Origin of the sequence: Vibrio sp. TH_r3 (genome assembly GCF_033101115.1) — a bacterium.
GTDB lineage: Bacteria > Pseudomonadota > Gammaproteobacteria > Enterobacterales > Vibrionaceae > Vibrio.
Genome location: NZ_JAWMPW010000037.1, coordinates 1 through 17,043, shown reverse-complemented (window position 1 = coordinate 17,043; position 17,043 = coordinate 1). Strand labels below are relative to the sequence as shown.

The 17,043-nt window shown below is 38.0% G+C and carries 18 protein-coding genes and 1 other RNA gene; 9 read left to right on the top strand and 10 right to left on the bottom strand.

The annotated features are described in order from the left end of the window. Positions 1-9: 9 nt before the first annotated feature. Both R3X26_RS17895 and R3X26_RS17890 read right to left on the bottom strand, forming a co-directional pair. On the bottom strand, positions 10-339 hold the full coding sequence (locus R3X26_RS17895) for a hypothetical protein (protein WP_317718698.1): 330 nt from the start codon (positions 337-339) through the stop codon (positions 10-12). Positions 340-400: 61 nt separating this feature from the next. Beyond that, positions 401-661 carry a succinate dehydrogenase assembly factor 2 gene (locus tag R3X26_RS17890; protein WP_317718697.1) on the bottom strand — a complete coding sequence of 87 codons (261 nt, stop codon included), beginning with the start codon at positions 659-661 and terminating at the stop codon, positions 401-403. A gap of 176 nt (positions 662-837) precedes the next feature. Between R3X26_RS17890 and ygfZ the strand changes: the two genes are divergently transcribed. Both ygfZ and R3X26_RS17880 read left to right on the top strand, forming a co-directional pair. Further along, positions 838-1,803, top strand: a complete 966-nt coding sequence (ygfZ, locus tag R3X26_RS17885) for a tRNA-modifying protein YgfZ (protein ID WP_317718696.1) — start codon at positions 838-840, stop codon at positions 1,801-1,803. 771 nt (positions 1,804-2,574) lie between these two features. Then, complete coding sequence (locus R3X26_RS17880) at positions 2,575-2,781, top strand: DUF1107 domain-containing protein (protein WP_317718695.1); 207 nt, start codon at positions 2,575-2,577, stop codon at positions 2,779-2,781. A gap of 138 nt (positions 2,782-2,919) precedes the next feature. Here R3X26_RS17880 and R3X26_RS17875 read toward each other — a convergent pair whose 3' ends face one another. The 3 genes from R3X26_RS17875 to R3X26_RS17865 are packed head-to-tail and all read right to left on the bottom strand — an operon-like array spanning position 2,920 to position 5,913. Beyond that, on the bottom strand, positions 2,920-4,149 hold the full coding sequence (locus tag R3X26_RS17875; protein ID WP_317718694.1) for an FAD-dependent 2-octaprenylphenol hydroxylase: 1,230 nt from the start codon (positions 4,147-4,149) through the stop codon (positions 2,920-2,922). A gap of 3 nt (positions 4,150-4,152) precedes the next feature. Then, positions 4,153-5,331 carry a 2-octaprenyl-6-methoxyphenyl hydroxylase gene (gene ubiH / locus R3X26_RS17870; protein WP_317718693.1) on the bottom strand — a complete coding sequence of 393 codons (1,179 nt, stop codon included), beginning with the start codon at positions 5,329-5,331 and terminating at the stop codon, positions 4,153-4,155. A gap of 9 nt (positions 5,332-5,340) precedes the next feature. Further along, complete coding sequence (locus R3X26_RS17865) at positions 5,341-5,913, bottom strand: YecA family protein (RefSeq protein ID WP_317718692.1); 573 nt, start codon at positions 5,911-5,913, stop codon at positions 5,341-5,343. 251 nt (positions 5,914-6,164) lie between these two features. Between R3X26_RS17865 and zapA the strand changes: the two genes are divergently transcribed. The 5 genes from zapA (at position 6,165) to serA (ending at position 9,648) form a co-directional block, all read left to right on the top strand. Beyond that, complete coding sequence (gene zapA, locus R3X26_RS17860; RefSeq protein ID WP_317718691.1) at positions 6,165-6,455, top strand: cell division protein ZapA; 291 nt, start codon at positions 6,165-6,167, stop codon at positions 6,453-6,455. A gap of 48 nt (positions 6,456-6,503) precedes the next feature. Next, a non-coding RNA gene (gene ssrS, locus R3X26_RS17855) (6S RNA) lies at positions 6,504-6,689 on the top strand. A 3-nt stretch (positions 6,690-6,692) separates the two neighbouring features. Then, a complete protein-coding gene (locus tag R3X26_RS17850; RefSeq protein WP_317718690.1) occupies positions 6,693-7,277 on the top strand; it encodes a 5-formyltetrahydrofolate cyclo-ligase in 585 nt (194 codons plus the stop codon). Between the two features lie 265 nt (positions 7,278-7,542). Beyond that, positions 7,543-8,199, top strand: coding sequence for a ribose-5-phosphate isomerase RpiA (gene rpiA / locus R3X26_RS17845; RefSeq protein WP_317718689.1), 657 nt, complete (start codon positions 7,543-7,545; stop codon positions 8,197-8,199). Positions 8,200-8,418: 219 nt separating this feature from the next. Then, positions 8,419-9,648, top strand: a complete 1,230-nt coding sequence (gene serA / locus R3X26_RS17840) for a phosphoglycerate dehydrogenase (protein WP_317718688.1) — start codon at positions 8,419-8,421, stop codon at positions 9,646-9,648. A gap of 113 nt (positions 9,649-9,761) precedes the next feature. On the opposite strand, the gene R3X26_RS17835 is transcribed toward serA, so the two are convergent. After that, on the bottom strand, positions 9,762-10,658 hold the full coding sequence (locus tag R3X26_RS17835; RefSeq protein WP_317718687.1) for a LysR family transcriptional regulator ArgP: 897 nt from the start codon (positions 10,656-10,658) through the stop codon (positions 9,762-9,764). A 115-nt stretch (positions 10,659-10,773) separates the two neighbouring features. On the opposite strand from R3X26_RS17835, the gene R3X26_RS17830 reads away from it, so the two are divergent. Then, positions 10,774-11,391 carry a LysE/ArgO family amino acid transporter gene (locus R3X26_RS17830; protein ID WP_317718686.1) on the top strand — a complete coding sequence of 206 codons (618 nt, stop codon included), beginning with the start codon at positions 10,774-10,776 and terminating at the stop codon, positions 11,389-11,391. A gap of 98 nt (positions 11,392-11,489) precedes the next feature. Beyond that, positions 11,490-11,843, top strand: coding sequence for a DUF2809 domain-containing protein (locus R3X26_RS17825; RefSeq protein WP_317718685.1), 354 nt, complete (start codon positions 11,490-11,492; stop codon positions 11,841-11,843). 92 nt (positions 11,844-11,935) lie between these two features. Here the strand turns inward: R3X26_RS17825 and mscS are convergent, their stop codons facing one another. From mscS to epd, 4 genes are all read right to left on the bottom strand, one after another. After that, positions 11,936-12,796, bottom strand: coding sequence for a small-conductance mechanosensitive channel MscS (gene mscS / locus R3X26_RS17820; RefSeq protein ID WP_317718684.1), 861 nt, complete (start codon positions 12,794-12,796; stop codon positions 11,936-11,938). A 418-nt stretch (positions 12,797-13,214) separates the two neighbouring features. Next, a complete protein-coding gene (gene fbaA / locus R3X26_RS17815) occupies positions 13,215-14,291 on the bottom strand; it encodes a class II fructose-bisphosphate aldolase (RefSeq protein WP_317718683.1) in 1,077 nt (358 codons plus the stop codon). Positions 14,292-14,447: 156 nt separating this feature from the next. Further along, positions 14,448-15,611, bottom strand: coding sequence for a phosphoglycerate kinase (locus tag R3X26_RS17810; protein WP_317718682.1), 1,164 nt, complete (start codon positions 15,609-15,611; stop codon positions 14,448-14,450). Positions 15,612-15,748: 137 nt separating this feature from the next. Next, complete coding sequence (epd, locus tag R3X26_RS17805) at positions 15,749-16,777, bottom strand: erythrose-4-phosphate dehydrogenase (RefSeq protein WP_317718681.1); 1,029 nt, start codon at positions 16,775-16,777, stop codon at positions 15,749-15,751. Positions 16,778-17,043: the final 266 nt, after the last annotated feature.

Below are 17,043 nucleotides of genomic sequence, written 5' to 3'. Positions count from 1 at the left end.
GTGATTAAATCACTCCTTTTTCTTTTGCATAAAAAGATCAATCATAACCAATAACTGTCTGTAATCGCTCTCCTTACAGCTATCACGCCAAATGCTGATTTTATTACCTTTATCAGTTTTAATTTGAATCATGAAAAACTTATATAGAGTGACAACGCTTTTACATTTATCTGGTTTATTATTTAGGCTCAACTCACCATTTGAATGAATCTCTAATTTTCTCATTCTTGTTTCAATATGAGAATTAAAAAGAGCATAAACAAGGCTTCCTATAAGGCTGAGTGACGCAACCATTGGCATAGGTGAAGAGAGAATGGCCCATATCATCCAAGCTAACATTACACTTTGGATAACATGAGCGGTTCTCGAATCAGTCAAATATAAATTAACGTGTCGGCGACTAGCGCAATTTACTGCGGTTATGCGCAACTATTTTATCTATCATATTAGCTAACCTTTCATCATCACTCCGACCATGTTGCATAACCCAATTGAACAAATCAGGATCATCACATTCAAGCAAAGCAATAAAATCGTGTTGTTCAGTTTCAGAAAGTGAATCAAAACACTCATCAAAAAATGGCATTATAACGACATCTAACTCTAGCATTCCTCTACGACACGCCCATTTAATACGTGCTTTTTCTTCTGGTTTATACATCTAATTACCTCAATTGAACTCTTTATTCTGAATAATATCGTCCTCGAGATATAATAACTCTAATACATGACTTAAAAACATTATTGAAACGATAGCTGACAAAAATTTGTAAGCGGATTAACATTATAGACATAAGACAGTAATTCTAATTATCAAATAGCCTAGGCGAACCAATTATGGAATGGCAAAACCGATTCACAAAACTTGAACTTAATTCAAACGATACATTACCCGATTTAATTATTTCTCACCTGCACTCTTGGAAATCAATATCGGTAGCGGGAGAAGATCAATTATCCTACTTACAGGGACAGCTTACTTGTGATGTTGTTTCATTGGGCAAAGAGCGTTCATCTCTTGGTGCACATTGTGATGCCAAAGGTAAAGTACTAAGCATTTTTCGTTGTTTTCATCATCGTAACGATATTGCTCTCATTCAGCATGCATCGATTATCGAAAGCTCACTTAAAGAGATAAAAAAATATTCAGTTTTTTCCAAAGTTGATATCTCTATTAGCCAAGAGTTAGTGCTCGCTGTTATTGGCAATAAAGCAGAACAAACCATCAATAGCCTCACTTCCGATAGTGGTGATGTAAGAACCATTCCTGGAGGGACGGTAGTAAAAGTTGACCAACAACGTTGGTTAGTACTTATCAACCAAGACTCACTTGCAGCCTTACTCGACTCGCTAAACGATGCTGTTTTTGCAGACCAAGATATTTGGGATAAATTAGATATAGAAAGTGCTACACCAAGGATCGTAGAATCAGTACAAAATAGTCAAATCCCTCAAGCATTTAACCTTCAAGCAATAGGAGGCATTAGCTTCACCAAAGGGTGCTACACAGGTCAAGAAACAGTTGCAAGGGCTAAATATCGAGGTACAAATAAGCGCTATATGGCAATAGTCAAAGGTGTTTTAGATAAGGTTCCCGATGGTAATATAGAGCTTGAACGCAGTGTCGGAGAAAATTGGCGCGGCTTAGGCTCGTTATTTGTTCATTACCATTATGCAGACGGTGTAACCATCGGCTTAATTATTTTACCTAATAATTTAGAACCAGATACACAGTTACGTGCCGTCAATCAGCCTAATTCACAATGGCAAATCGAAGCACTACCTTATAATTTAGAAGACTAATGCTGTTATCGTAATAATGCGGTAACGCTGAAAAAACCAATAAAAATTATCGAGTTATATTATTAATAAGGAGAAGGAGTGACACGGCGCAGTCGTTAGCTCTTACCTACCATTTAAGTAGTAAGAGAGTGAATAATACATGCAATAACTATTCACTCTCTTATTTCATTATAGGAACCACAATCAAAGCCATAAAACCAATCAAATCAAACGTTTTAACATTGAGAATCGATGCAACAAACAGCATAAATCTTGGTACAAAGTCACAATCCACCAACACCAACCATTGAATTTTTATTCAAATTTAAAATATAGCTACTCATTAAAAGGCAACTACTATATTCTCGCCTTTCTGCTCATATACTCCATATTTATCTATGAGCAGACAAAGTGAATCCACTGATAAGTCAGTAATATCCACTTTTGTGTAATGCATCTGTGATTTTTCGCCCGTCAACTGTAGACGGGCTTTTTTTTACTTACGGATATTGTCTCAAATTACCACGAAGCATCTATACTATTAGAGTTATTAATAGCAATTATGGACACTTTTTAAACAACAGGTAATTCTGTTATTTTACCCATTGCTAGACAATGTGTTTTTTGAGAGATACATCACGTCAGAATAGAGATAACACTCCATATTTGATGAATTCAACACAAAAAACCAATAAAGTCCATATTACAAAGGTATTCCACCATGCTAGTCACAATACCTTCATATATCAGAAGGTATAATCTACTTCATGCGGTATATAATAAGGATTAATTATGAGACTGTTTAAACGCTATACACCGAGTATGATAGCTAAACATATAAGCCGACTTTTTAAAGGTAAAATTTATATATACGGGATCGGCAAGTTTGAATTTGATAATGGTAAGTTAATCATTCCAGAGAAAGCAGATAAACGGCATTTTCGAGCAGTTAAAGAAATAAACCAAGAGGTAATGAGACTCCGCTGTGCATACTCATAATGTATAACCTCCAGATAATTAAGCGCTATTAAGTCGCTCAATAGACAATCAACACCAGATAAATAATATCAACTAAAAAGCAAAGAGGTTATCACTACCTTTTTGCTTTTTATGGTTAATAAGATGATTCATAAGTAATTAAGAATAATAAAGTGTGTTTTTTTCTTTAGCTAGTTCAGGTAAATTTCCTTTTAAACCTAACGCTCGTTTCATTACTTCATCTTTAGCACCAGGTAATTGGTCAGCTAAGGCCATACCTAACCCTCTAATAAACTTCTTAGCCGGATTACCGCCTTCAAACAGATCTTTAAACCCTTGCATCGCCGCAATCATTTTCGCCGCTTCCGCTTTACGCCAACGTTCATAATTACGTAAATTACTACGACTACCTACATCTTCTCCAGTATTCCATAAACGTAGAATTTCTTGAGCAAGACAAGCGGCATCAAGCAAACCTAAATTTACACCTTGCCCTGCCAGTGGATGAATTGTATGGGCAGCATCACCAACTAAAGCCATTCGCTCTAACACAAAATCTCTTGCATATCTCATTTTGAGAGGAAAAGCCTGTCTTTCCCCCACCAACCGACACCGACCCAATCTCATATCAAATTCGGCACTCAATTGTTTGTCGAAGTCATTCGTTGACATTGAAAGCAATTGTTCCGCTCGTTGAGGATCGGTCGACCATACAATTGAGCTCATTTTATCATCTGTTAATGGTAGAAAAGCCAACGGACCAAGCGGTGTAAACACTTGTCTAGCCACTTGAGCATGACTTTCAGTGGTCTGAATATTAGCGACTAACGCACTGTGACCATAATCCCAATGAGTCAAAGGAATATCAGCTTGTTGTCGAACCCATGAATTTGCACCATCGGCCCCTATAACAAGCTTGGATGTTAAAAATTGTCCATTATCTAAGGTTAACCACGCTTCACTTTCCCCCATAACAAGTGAATTGCATTTCATTGGCATGAAAAGAGAAACGTTAGATTGAGTTTTCACTCGCTCTAACAAAGCAAGTTGAACTACTCTATTTTCAACAATGTAACCAAGATTCGGCTGACCTAACACTGTTGAATTAAATTCAATTCGAGCAAAACTGTCTTTTTCCCACACTTCCATAGCTTGATAAGGTGCGGCTCTTCTTCGCTCAATACCTACCCAAGCTCCTATATTTTTTAATATTTGCTCACTAGCACGACTAAGAGCAGAAACTCTAACATCAGGTAACGGTTGCAATTCATTTTCAGGTTCAATACCTTCAATCACTGCGATCCGTAAATCGGTATCCTTAAGTGCAGCAGCAACAGTCAAGCCAACCATTCCTCCGCCAATAATCACAATATCAACACTTTGCATCATAATTTATTTTCTCACTAACCCCATCGTTCTTCCAAGCAATGGTGATTTAAATAAACGACTATTATCCATAGCCATAAGAGCGACGTTTCGCCCCAGTTGTAGAGGAAACCAATCATTAGAAAAAATATGCACCATCGTTGAAATTAACTCAATGGTTCTATCGCGATCATCTTCACGACACTTTCTATACTGACTCAGCAGAGAAAAATCACCTACATCTTTCTGCCCTACAAGTTTACTTGCTAGGCTTTCTACATCTCGGATACCTAAATTAAAACCTTGACCTGCGATAGGGTGTAATAGTTGAGCAGCATTACCGACTGTGGCAAATCGATGCGATACTATCTGCTGTTTTTTCTTCAAAATTAAAGGGTAGCTGGCTTTTTTACCAACTCGTAATATTTTGCCAAGTCGCCAACCAAACTGAGTTTGTAATTCAGCAATAAACTCCTCATCAGAAAACACTAAGGTTTTTTGTACTTGTTCAGGCTTTAAACACCACACCACCGACATCCGATTATTAGACATAGGCAAAAAAGCTAGCGGCCCGCTAGAGGTAAAGCGCTCAAATGCTCTACCGTGATGCGGTTCAGATATTTCCACATTGGTAATAATGGCAACTTGTTCAAAGTCATATTCTGTTTGTTCATGTCCTAATAAATTACAACACGTAGAATCGGCTCCATCCGCTGCCACTAAGATCTGACAGCAAAGCACTTGACCGCTTGTAAGTGTCACTAGAGTAAAATCTCGCTCTCTATCAATACGAGCAACCGAGTCCGGACACAAATAATCTATCTGTTTACAGTTGTCGATACGTTGCTTATACAAAGAACCCACATCGGCTAGTTCAACCACATAACCTAACGCCGGAACACATTGTTCCGTTTTATCGATATGGGTAACTCCAATCTGTCCTCGGTCGGAAACATGAATATGATCAATAGCAGTAGTGAATGGCTCTATAACAGACCATAACTGAAACTTTTCTAAAATCAATTTAGTTCCATACGATAAAGCTATTGACCGAGAATCAAACCCTGGGTGTGGTGCATCATTGTCGACTGCGTAAGGCTCAATAACAGCAATAGAGAGCCCTTGTTGAGAAAGATGGTCCAAGGCTAGCGCTAACGTTGAACCAACCATTGCTCCACCTGCAATAACAATATCGTACTGTTTCATTTTTTAGCCTTAATGAATAGTAGGGTTGCTTTCTTGTTGAGGTAACTTCTTGCCAAATTCCGCATGAATAATCAACACACACGCTTTTACGTGTTCAATCACTTGCTCAAGTAAATCCGCTTGTTCAGCTAAATCATCATCTTCATCTATTCCCAATTTACTGATCTCTTCTAGATCGTTTAATGCCTCTTTTACATCAGCGGGCAAACTCTTTAACGTAATATTCACTAAACCAAGACCAGAAATGAAGTGATTAACCCATTCAGATAACGCATCGGCCATTTCCATTAAATCGGCATCATCATCAGGAAGCAACATAGATAGCTCTATGCCTGTACCACTCAATTCAGTGGTACTCAACGTTAAAGCCGATTCTGCATGCTTTAACGCTTTATCAGGCCAACCCATACCATCATTTGTATAATCAAAGAGCAGTGGCTGCCAGCTTTTATCAGTAAGAGACAATCCTCCACTCAACATCCCTACCAATAAACCGTGTAGTTCTGCGGGAGTAACGGAGAGATTCGAAGATTGAAGGCCGGATGCAATAGTTACATAGTCAGGGAGAGTAGTTTTGCTCATGATTGCTCACATTAGTGATTTAAAGTTGCCCTATTCTAGCATTTCAACATCACAGCGAAAACCGTAACAGTATCTGGTTAGCAATTGTGCAAATTGTCGAATTACTGTGTGTTTAAGTGGTCATTTCACCAGTAATGACTTGAAATGCTTGAATCTTGATAAAGCATTTTCTATAGTGCTTGCTCTAAGATGAAACAATTAATAGCTCACCATATGAGTTTGGGTTATTACTTAACAAGAGTTCATTCATTATGAGCAATAATGCAGTTGAGATTGAAATATTGGGTAAATTGACCCGAGTAAATTGCCCTCCAGGGCAAGAAGACTCGTTACGTCAAGCTGCACAAGATCTTGATAATCGATTGCAAGAAATGACTCAGCGAACTAAAGTATCAAATATAGAAAAACTACTTACTATTGCAGCACTGAATATTTGTTATGAATTGCAACAGATAAAAAGTGAAAAAGATAACAGTCAAGAACAAATAACAAAACGCCTTGAGCAGCTCAGCGCATCACTAGATGAAGCGCTTGGTTCGTAAAAATAAGGCCACTGTGACTAAGCTGTGTAGAAACTAGCATTACACTAATTTACCCTGGGGTGTTTGTCAGCAGGATTTAAGTCCCTGAGCCGATAAGCAATACCCAAGGGTTAGTACTTGAATACTATTGAGCAAGCTCGGCTCGTATCGAGAAGCCTACGGCATTCATTGCTGATCCGCCTTGAACCAGCTGGTTCAAGGGCCATTAATCCTCAACGGCACTCTGGGGTATCCTCTATGCAAGATGTACGATTAGCAATACGCAAAGACATTAGACAACAAAGAAACGCTCTTTCCTCTTTCGATCAGGTTAGCGCAGCAAAACAACTTCTCGCTCAACTCAAATTCTTACCAAAACTGAATCACGCCAAGAATATTGCTCTTTACCTATCTGTCGATGGAGAACTTGACACCAAGCCAGTCATTGAATATTTATGGGAACAAGGCAAACACGTATTTTTGCCTGTTTTACATCCATTCTCTAAAGGCCACTTACTTTTTCTTCGTTATGAACAAAACACGGTAATGACATTAAACGCCTTTAGAATACCAGAGCCAAAATTGCACCTGAGCAATGTTATCCCCATGGCTCAGCTTGATATCATATTCACTCCGCTAGTGGCTTTTGATGCGAATGGAAACCGGCTAGGTATGGGGGGGGGTTACTATGATAGGAGCCTTGCTCATTGGCATAAAACCGGCGAAGGTGCTATTCCTATAGGTATTGCTCATAACTGTCAACAAATCGCCAAAGTACCAACGGAAAGTTGGGACATTCCACTGCCTTTCATCGCAACACCATCAAAAATATGGAAATGGTAAGGATGCTATTGGGCAATGACCGAATAAGCAGCTATAATTCTCCGCACTTAAACTAGCTATTATGATTAGTGGGCTCGCTTAACCAATCGTAACGGTTCACATTACCTCTATACCCAAAATCATTGGAGTTGCATTGAGGCGACAAGCAAACGAAAACCCATAAGCATAAATTTATTATGTGATTGAGGAGCGTAAGCTTGGTCAACAAAGAGGCACCTTAAAGGATAACGGGTATATAAATTATATACACGTTCTGGAGAACATCATGACACAAGATGAAATGAAGAAGGAAGCTGGCTGGGCGGCGTTAAAATATGTTAAAGCAGGAAGCATTGTCGGTGTAGGTACAGGCTCTACAGTTAAACACTTCATCGATGCTCTCGGAACAATGAAAGATGAAATTAAAGGCGCAGTTTCTAGCTCTGATGACTCAACAAAAAAATTAGAAGCATTAGGAATCGAAATATTTGATTGTAATGAAGTCGATAAGCTGGACGTTTATGTCGACGGTGCTGATGAAATTAACCCTGCAAAAGAGATGATTAAGGGAGGAGGAGCGGCACTCACTCGTGAAAAAATTGTTGCGGCAATATCGGACAAATTCATTTGTATTGTTGACGGAACAAAAGCCGTTAACGTACTAGGTGAGTTCCCATTACCTGTTGAAGTTATCCCTATGGCTCGTTCGTATGTTGGACGCCAAATCGTTAAACTTGGTGGGGATCCTGCCTACCGTGAAGGCGTTGTAACAGATAATGGCAATATAATCATTGACATATATGGTTTAAAAATTACTGAGCCCAAAAAACTTGAAGACCAGATTAATTCAATTGCTGGTGTGGTGACCGTTGGACTTTTTGCTCACAGGGGTGCCGATGTAGTTATAACAGGTACGCCTGAAGGCGCAAAAATAGAAGAATAATGTAAATCCTTTGCGTAATTTGATAACAAACGGTGCTAAATATGCGCCGTTTTTTATTATTTATTCCGTAATATTCTTACCCTTTTATCTTTTTTTTTGATAATTTAGGTGTCAGAAAATAGACAGCAGGATCGTTTGGCATATAAGACAAACAAGTGCTGCCTGTTACTTACTATTATATTGTGCCGAAAAGCCCCCTCATTTTAAGGACGAGAATTAATGGCTAGAGTATCACTGGAAAAAGATAAAATTAAAATTCTTCTACTCGAAGGTCTGCATCCTTCAAGTGTCGAAGTGTTTGAGTCTGCAGGTTATAGCAACATTGAATACCATAAAGGTTCATTGTCTGATGAAGAGTTATTAGAAGCAGTCAAAGATGTCCATTTTATCGGTATTCGCTCGCGAACCAACCTATCTGAAGAAGTTTTTCAAGCGGCAAATAAATTAGTTGCTGTCGGTTGTTTCTGTATTGGAACCAACCAAGTCAATTTAAAAGCTGCCGCAAAACGAGGTATTCCAGTATTTAACGCACCATTCTCTAATACTCGTAGTGTTGCAGAACTTGTACTAGGCCAGATTTTATTAATGCTACGTGGCATCCCAGAAAAAAATGCCCTCGCTCATCGCGGTCTTTGGAAAAAATCAGCGGATGCTTCCTATGAAGCTCGTGGTAAAAAGCTCGGTATTATCGGTTATGGTCATATCGGTACACAGCTCGGTATTATTGCAGAAAACCTAGGTATGAGAGTTTACTTCTATGATATTGAAAACAAACTTTCTCTAGGTAATGTCACCCAGGTTCAAAGCATGGAAGAACTCCTTAATCAATGTGACGTCATATCACTGCACGTGCCAGAAACAAATGGCACGAAGAATATGATGGGTGCAGCAGAGTTTGCTCAAATGAAACCAGGGGCTATCTTTATCAATGCTGCTCGCGGTACTGTGGTTGATATTCCTGCGCTTTGTGACGCTTTAGAATCTAAACATTTAAGCGGTGCTGCTGTTGACGTATTTCCAACAGAGCCAAAAACCAATGCTGACCCATTTGAATCACCATTAATGAAGTTCGACAACGTTATTCTAACGCCTCACGTTGGTGGTTCAACTCAAGAAGCACAAGAGAACATCGGAATTGAAGTGGCAGGTAAACTGACCAAATACTCTGACAATGGCTCAACGCTTTCATCAGTCAACTTCCCAGAAGTATCACTACCAATACACAAAAGTTCATCAAGACTATTACATATCCATGAAAACCGTCCTGGTATTTTGACCCAAATTAACACCATCTTCGCTGAGGAAGGCATTAATATTACAGGCCAATACCTGCAAACAACGTCTGAAATGGGTTATGTGGTTATTGATGTAGAAGCCAGCCGTTCTGAAGAAGCACTGGTCAAACTAAAAGAGATTGAAGGAACGATTAGAGCAAGATTGCTACACTAATCATCTATCATCATTTTAGCTAAATCAAAGCAAGTAAAGGCATCGAATACGATGCCTTTTTTATTTTCCTATCTTTGTTTTGACCCGCAATTTTATGATGTCGTATAATTAAATTATTGAGGTAAAGTTTGCTTTGCATGTTGAATAATAGCTTTCGATAAATTCTTCAACACACCACTTTCCAAATTCCAATGATGCCAATACAGCTTATTTGAAATACTAAATTCAGGTGAGATATTAACCAGTATTCCTTGTTTTAGTTCTTGCTCAATTTGTAGTTTAGGAATTAAAGAGTAAGCCACACCTAAAGTCGTCATTTTAACAAATGCTTCCGAACTTCTTACCGTATGCTTAGTCACATTATTTATAGATAACGAGAAATATTGTTGAATGAAATGTTCATGCATATGATCATGCTGGTTAAACACCACTGCTGGCGCTGCTAATAAAGATTCTGGTGATACTCCATTCGCAAAGAATCGTTGACAAAAATCTGGACTAGCGACACAAATGTATTCCGTTACGCCTAAATAATCAGCAGTACAACCGGGTATGGAACGATTATCTACCGAGATTGCTCCAACAACTTCACCTGTTCTAAGTTTTTCCAATGTTCTATTTTCATCATCAACTACAAAATTTATAGCAATTTGAGACGACTTCAATAAATCAGCCAAGCTAGGTAACAACCATGTCGCAAGGCTATCCGCATTTGTTGCAATAGAAACATCAACGGCAACCTTTGCATCTTCACTCATCAACTCAGGAAGAAGATCTTGCTCTAACAAAGAGACTCTTCTATACAGACCTAACAACTTCTGACCAGTAAGTGTCGGTTTAGGTGGCTGTTCACGAATCAATACTGGCTGTGAAGCCCATTGCTCTAACTGTTTTATTCGTTGTGATACTGCAGATTGCGATATAGATAATACCTTGGCTGCCTTATCAAAACTTCGATAACTAATCACAGCATCAAGCGCCACAATCCAACGATAATCTAAACCTCTCATTTAAGACACTCCAATAGTAATAAGTACAACTTATTATATATTAATATCATTAGATATATTTATTAAAAAGAATTCATTATCCTTTGGTAAAATTAGAAATAAGACAGAGGTTTTTGTGAGTTTTTGGATTGTTTTTCAAGGCTTTAGTTTAGGTGCTAGTATGATTATTCCGATAGGAGCTCAAAACGCTTATGTACTTAACCAAGGAATTAAAAGAAACCACCATTTAATGACAGCCGCAACATGTAGCCTAATCGACATACTACTCATATCGTTAGGTGTATTTGGGGGAGGAAGCTTATTTTCTCAGAATGAAACGTTACTCAATATTGCCACCATTGGCGGAATATTATTCCTGACTTTTTATAGTTACCTATCGGTAAAAAGTGCTTTGCAATTCAAAACCGAAGCGATTGATGTCAACTTATCAATAAAAAGCCGGCATGCAGTTATAATAGGAGTATTAGCCGTCTCGTTATTGAACCCCCACGTTTATTTAGACACTATCGTGGTACTTGGTTCAATTGGCGGTCAATTTACTGGTCTAGAACGACTCTCATTTGCCTTGGGAACTATGATCGCATCTTTAGTTTGGTTTTTTGGCCTATCTATAGCAGCATCAAAACTTGCGAATACATTGTCGAAACCAAAAGTAAAAATAGCAATAGATTTAGCTGTTGCACTCGTTATGATGTTAATAGCTATCTCTCTCACAATAGAATTATTTAATTAGTATACAATGAGTTATCTTGTTTTTATAAACAACATACTAAATTCCATCATACTCATTATGAGAGTTATAATTTAACCATTAATTATAAATCGATAAGAATGATCAAACTAAATAAAGGTTCTTTAATTAAAGCGTTACTATTATTAATAGTATTAGTCTATATAGCACTTTATATAAAAGGCGATTTTGTAAGAGCTTATTTTGGTGATTTTTTAGTCGTAATATTTATCTATTACTTCGTAAGAGCATTTATTGATATAACACCTTATAAATTAATCATAAGTGTAGTGCTGTTCTCTTATTTAGTAGAACTTGCTCAATATTTCGATGTACTTTACTTATTAGGTCTCAACGAAAATCCTGCGGTTTCTATCGTGATAGGTACTACATTTGATTGGATTGATATTCTAATATATTCCCTTGGAGGTACTTTCATCGCTTTAGTACATTAAAAAACACCAACCACTGAAACATACTGTTTTCAAAGAAAAAACGCTCCTAAAAGGAGCGTTTTCGGCTATGTTATCAAATAAGGTTAATAAGCTTAATCAACTTTATTTAAATGCACATCCATTTGTGGGAATGGGATCTCAATACCTTCTTTATCCAATTCCTCTTTTATAGCTTGTAGTGTATCGAAATACACTGCCCAGTAATCTGCAGTACGACACCAAGGGCGAGCAACAAAGTTTACCGATGAATCAGCAAGAGCAACCACACCAACCGTAATACCAGGTTGCTTTAATATACGCTCATCTGATTCTAAAACACGAGTGATAACCGCTTTCGCTTTTTGTAAATCAGCACTATAAGAAACACCAATAACATGATCGATACGACGAGTATCGTGGTGTGAATAGTTAACAATCGCTCCACCAATAACTGAGCCATTAGGAACTACAACCATTTTGTTATCTGGGGTAGTTAGAACCGTCTGAAAAATTTGTATAGAGCTAACAGAACCCGCTACGCCACCAATCTCAACATAGTCACCAGACTTAAATGGACGGAAAGCAACAATCAATACGCCAGCCGCAAAGTTAGAAAGTGAACCTTGTAACGCTAGGCCTACCGCTAAGCCTGCCGCACCAATAACCGCGACAACCGATGCTGTTTGTACACCTAGACGACCTAACGCAGCGATTAGAACAATAACAAATAGTAAGTAACGAACCAAAGCATGCACAAAATCGACAACTGCTGTGTCCATCTCTTTTTTGTTTAGTACTTTAGCTACACTATTTGCAATAGCTTTAACAATAATATTACCGATAAAAAGGATCAGAACCGCTGAAATAATATTCACACCATACTGAATTAGTAAATCTGAATTATCAGTAAACCATTTTTCAGCGACCGAAAAGGTTTCGGTTACATCAACAATTGCTGTATCTTCACTCGCCATTTATTTTCCCTCAGGTTGTCTTTAATAAGATTACGTTGGTACAACAACTATTTTTATACCAACGATTTTATTTTAATTCTAAAAAGATAGCATTATTTTCTAGTCTAGATTAGCAAATGACTATAATCACTAACTTAAACACAACAAAATAACACATCATTTAACATTGAGCGCTAAGATACCCTACGTTAGAGTGATAAATCTAGACTCTTAATTGAGAAATAGAGTAATTGTTTAAAAAAATCACACTTCGCTAACTAAAATAACTTGATCTTAGTTATTCAGCGTCAACCTTGATTTTATTGACACATCGCCACCCTATTTATTGTTCTATAATATAAAAAAACCGCTCTTAAAGAGCGGTTTTTATCATTTTGGTTATAAAAAACTATTTTATAACGTTCGCATCAAAGACGAGTTATAGAACGTCAACAGCGTTAAGGTCGGCAAAAGCTTTCTCAAGACGAGTAACCATTGATACTTGACCAGCACGTAACCAAACACGTGGATCATAATATTTTTTGTTTGGTGCAGCTTCACCGGTTGGGTTACCAATTTGGCCTTGTAGGAAATCATGGTTGGCAGCTTCGTATTCACGAATACCATCCCAACATGCCCACTGCGTATCAGTATCGATGTTCATTTTAATTACACCGTAGCCAATAGATTCTTGAATTTCAGCTTCAGAAGAACCAGAACCACCGTGGAATACGAAGTTAAGTGCATTTGGTGCAATGCCAAACTTTTCAGAACAGTATGCTTGAGAATCACGCAAGATAGTTGGAGTAAGAACAACGTTACCAGCTTGATAAACACCGTGAACATTACCGAAAGAAGCAGCAATAGTGAAGTTAGGGCTGATAGCCACTAATTTTTCATAGGCATAAGCAACATCTTCAGGAGAAGTATATAACTCAGATGCATCCATATCAGAGTTATCTACGCCATCTTCTTCACCACCAGTACAACCTAGTTCAATTTCAAGTGTCATACCCATTTTTGCCATACGAGCAAGGTATTTAGCAGAAATTTCAATATTTTCTTCTAAAGATTCTTCAGAAAGGTCAATCATATGAGAAGAGAAAAGAGGCTTACCAGTTTGCTCAAAAAACTCTTCACCAGCATCTAGTAATCCGTCGATCCAAGGAAGTAGCTTCTTAGCAGCGTGGTCAGTGTGAAGAATAACTGGAACACCGTAAGATTCTGCCACAGCATGAACATATTTAGCACCAGCAACGGCACCAAGAATAGGACCAGCAGCACCTTCTAAAGGAACGCCTTTACCTGCAAAGAAAGCAGCACCACCATTAGAAAATTGAACAATAACAGGCGCTTTAACTTTAGCTGCTGCTTCTAGCACTGCGTTTACAGAATCAGTACCTACACAGTTTACAGCAGGTAGGGCAAAGTTGTTTTCTTTCGCCACTTCAAATACTTTCTGTACGTCAGCACCAGAGATAACACCAGGTTTTACGAAATCGAAGATCTTAGACATGGAATGAGTCCTATTTTCTGTCGTTTTAAATGAATTTCTTACAAGTTTTTTTACAAATGTAGCAATCGTTTACTAATTATACGCTTGGCATTCTAACAACAAACAACCAACCTCAGCAAACAGAAAGGCGGAAGTAAACTTCCGCCTTAAAAATAATTATGCTTTAGCACGTTCTTCTAACATGGCAACAGCAGGAAGTACTTTACCCTCAACAAACTCAAGGAATGCACCACCACCAGTCGAAATATAAGAAACATCGGCTTTAATGCCAAACTTATCGATAGCAGCCAAAGTATCACCACCACCAGCAACAGAGAAACCTTCTGAATCAGCTATTGCTTTAGAGATACCTGCGGTACCTGCTTCAAAGTTTTTAAATTCAAACACGCCAACAGGACCATTCCAAAGAATCGTCTTAGCATTGCCTATAATCTCAGCCAGTGCCGCGGTTGAGTCTGGACCTAGGTCAAAAATCATATCGTCATCTTGTACATCGGCAACATTCTTGATTTCAGCTTCTGCATTTTCATCAAACGCTTTAGCACAAGCAACATCTGTAGCAACCGGAATAGAACACTCTTTCATTAATTTTTGAGCAGTTTCAATAAGATCGGCTTCATACAAAGACTTACCTACATTGTGACCGTCTGCAGCGATAAATGTATTGGCAATACCACCACCAACAACTAACTGATCAGCAACTTTAGAAAGTGACTCAAGAACGGTTAGTTTAGTAGAAACTTTAGATCCACCAACAATGGCAACAAGTGGACGAGCTGGGTTATCCATCGCTTTACCTAATGCTTCTAATTCAGCAGCAAGTAAAGGACCAGCACAAGCGATAGGTGCGTAAGTACCTACACCGTGCGTTGATGCTTGAGCACGATGAGCCGTACCAAATGCATCCATTACAAAGATATCGCAAAGCGCTGCGTATTTTTTAGACAGTTCTTCTTCATTTTTCTTTTCGCCTTTATTAAAACGAACGTTCTCAAGAACAACCAACTCGCCAGCGTTTAATTCTAGACCATCTAAATAATCTTTGGCTAATTTTACATCGCAATCAAGTGCATCATTCAGGTAGTTTACAACAGGAGCCAAAGAGAACTCTTCTGCATACTCACCTTCAGTAGGGCGACCTAAATGAGAAGTAACCATTACTTTAGCGCCAGCTTCTAGACATAGCTTAATAGTAGGAAGTGATGCAAGAATACGTGCATCAGAAGTTACTTTGCCATTTTTTACAGGCACATTGAGATCCGCACGGATAAATACACGTTTACCTGCTAGATCCAGGTCAGTCATCTTGATTACAGACATGGTTTGTCCTCTCGATTGATAAATTTAAGAAAGTTTGTGTAGCTCAGTATTATACCAAGCTTAGAAATTCTTTAGTTGCTTCTTTTGTGAGTATAATATCAATTTATTTTACTGCGTAAATAAATTATTTATAAACCTTACTCTTCACATGAAAGCATCGTTATTGCGGTGTCTAGCATTCTGTTGGCAAAACCCCATTCGTTGTCACACCAAACTAACATTTTTACTAAACGACCGTCGCTTACTCTAGTTTGAGAACCATCCACTATCGCACTATGCGAATCATGATTGAAATCGATCGAAACTAGTGGCTTTTCAGTATAGTCAACAATGTCACGTAATGTACACTGAGATGCCTGTATGATGGTTTGATTTACGTCATTAACTTTCACTTTTGTATTAATTGTGACGCTTAAATCCATTGCTGTTACATTAACAGTCGGAACTCGAACCGATATCGCTTCGAATTTGTTAGAAAATTTCGGAAATATTCGTTCTATACCTTTATGTAATTTGGTATCAACAGGTATAATAGACTGACTTGCTGCCCGAGTTCGGCGAAGATCAGAATGGTAAGCATCAATCACTTGTTGATCATTCATTGATGAATGAATGGTAGTAATCGTGCCCGAGTCGATACCGAATGCTTCATCTAACACTTTAATAATAGGCACTATGCAATTTGTAGTACAAGAACCGTTAGATACAATCTTATGCTCTGGTAATAAAGATTGCTCATTAACACCATAAATAATCGTATTATCGAGATCATTAGCTCCAGGGTGAGAAAAAAGAACCTTTTTAGCACCTGCAGTAATATGGCGTAACCCATGCTCTCTATTACCATAAACACCAGTACAATCTAAAACAATATCAACCTCAAGATCTCTCCAAGGGAGTAATTCAATATCAATTAGATGAAACATTTTAACTGAATCGAACTCTCCACTCTTATGATGGATAAAAATATGTTGTTGGTCATTGGTAATCTTTTTTTTGAATCGACCGTGACTGGTATCATATTGTAACAAATGCGCCATAGCATCCGGCTGTGCCAGTTCATTTACAGCAACAACCTGAATCTTTTCGTTCTTTCCACTTTCATACAATGCGCGCAGCACGTTACGCCCTATCCGTCCAAATCCATTAATCGCGATTCTCAACATCAGCTACACTCTCATCCCTTAAATTTGAACACGAATAATACGGGATATTAATTAAAATCGCATGCATAAAAAAACCGAGCTTGATGCTCGGTTCAATAAATAAAGCTCACTTAACTCATGTGAGTTTAAATTAGATAGCATATCAATTGACATACTATCTATAACCATAAAGTAAAGTGCTGTTAATGATTAATAGTAATAATTAAGCAAGCACTTCTTTGGCTGTGTCTACTACGTTGTCGACAGTGAAACCAAACATTTTAAAT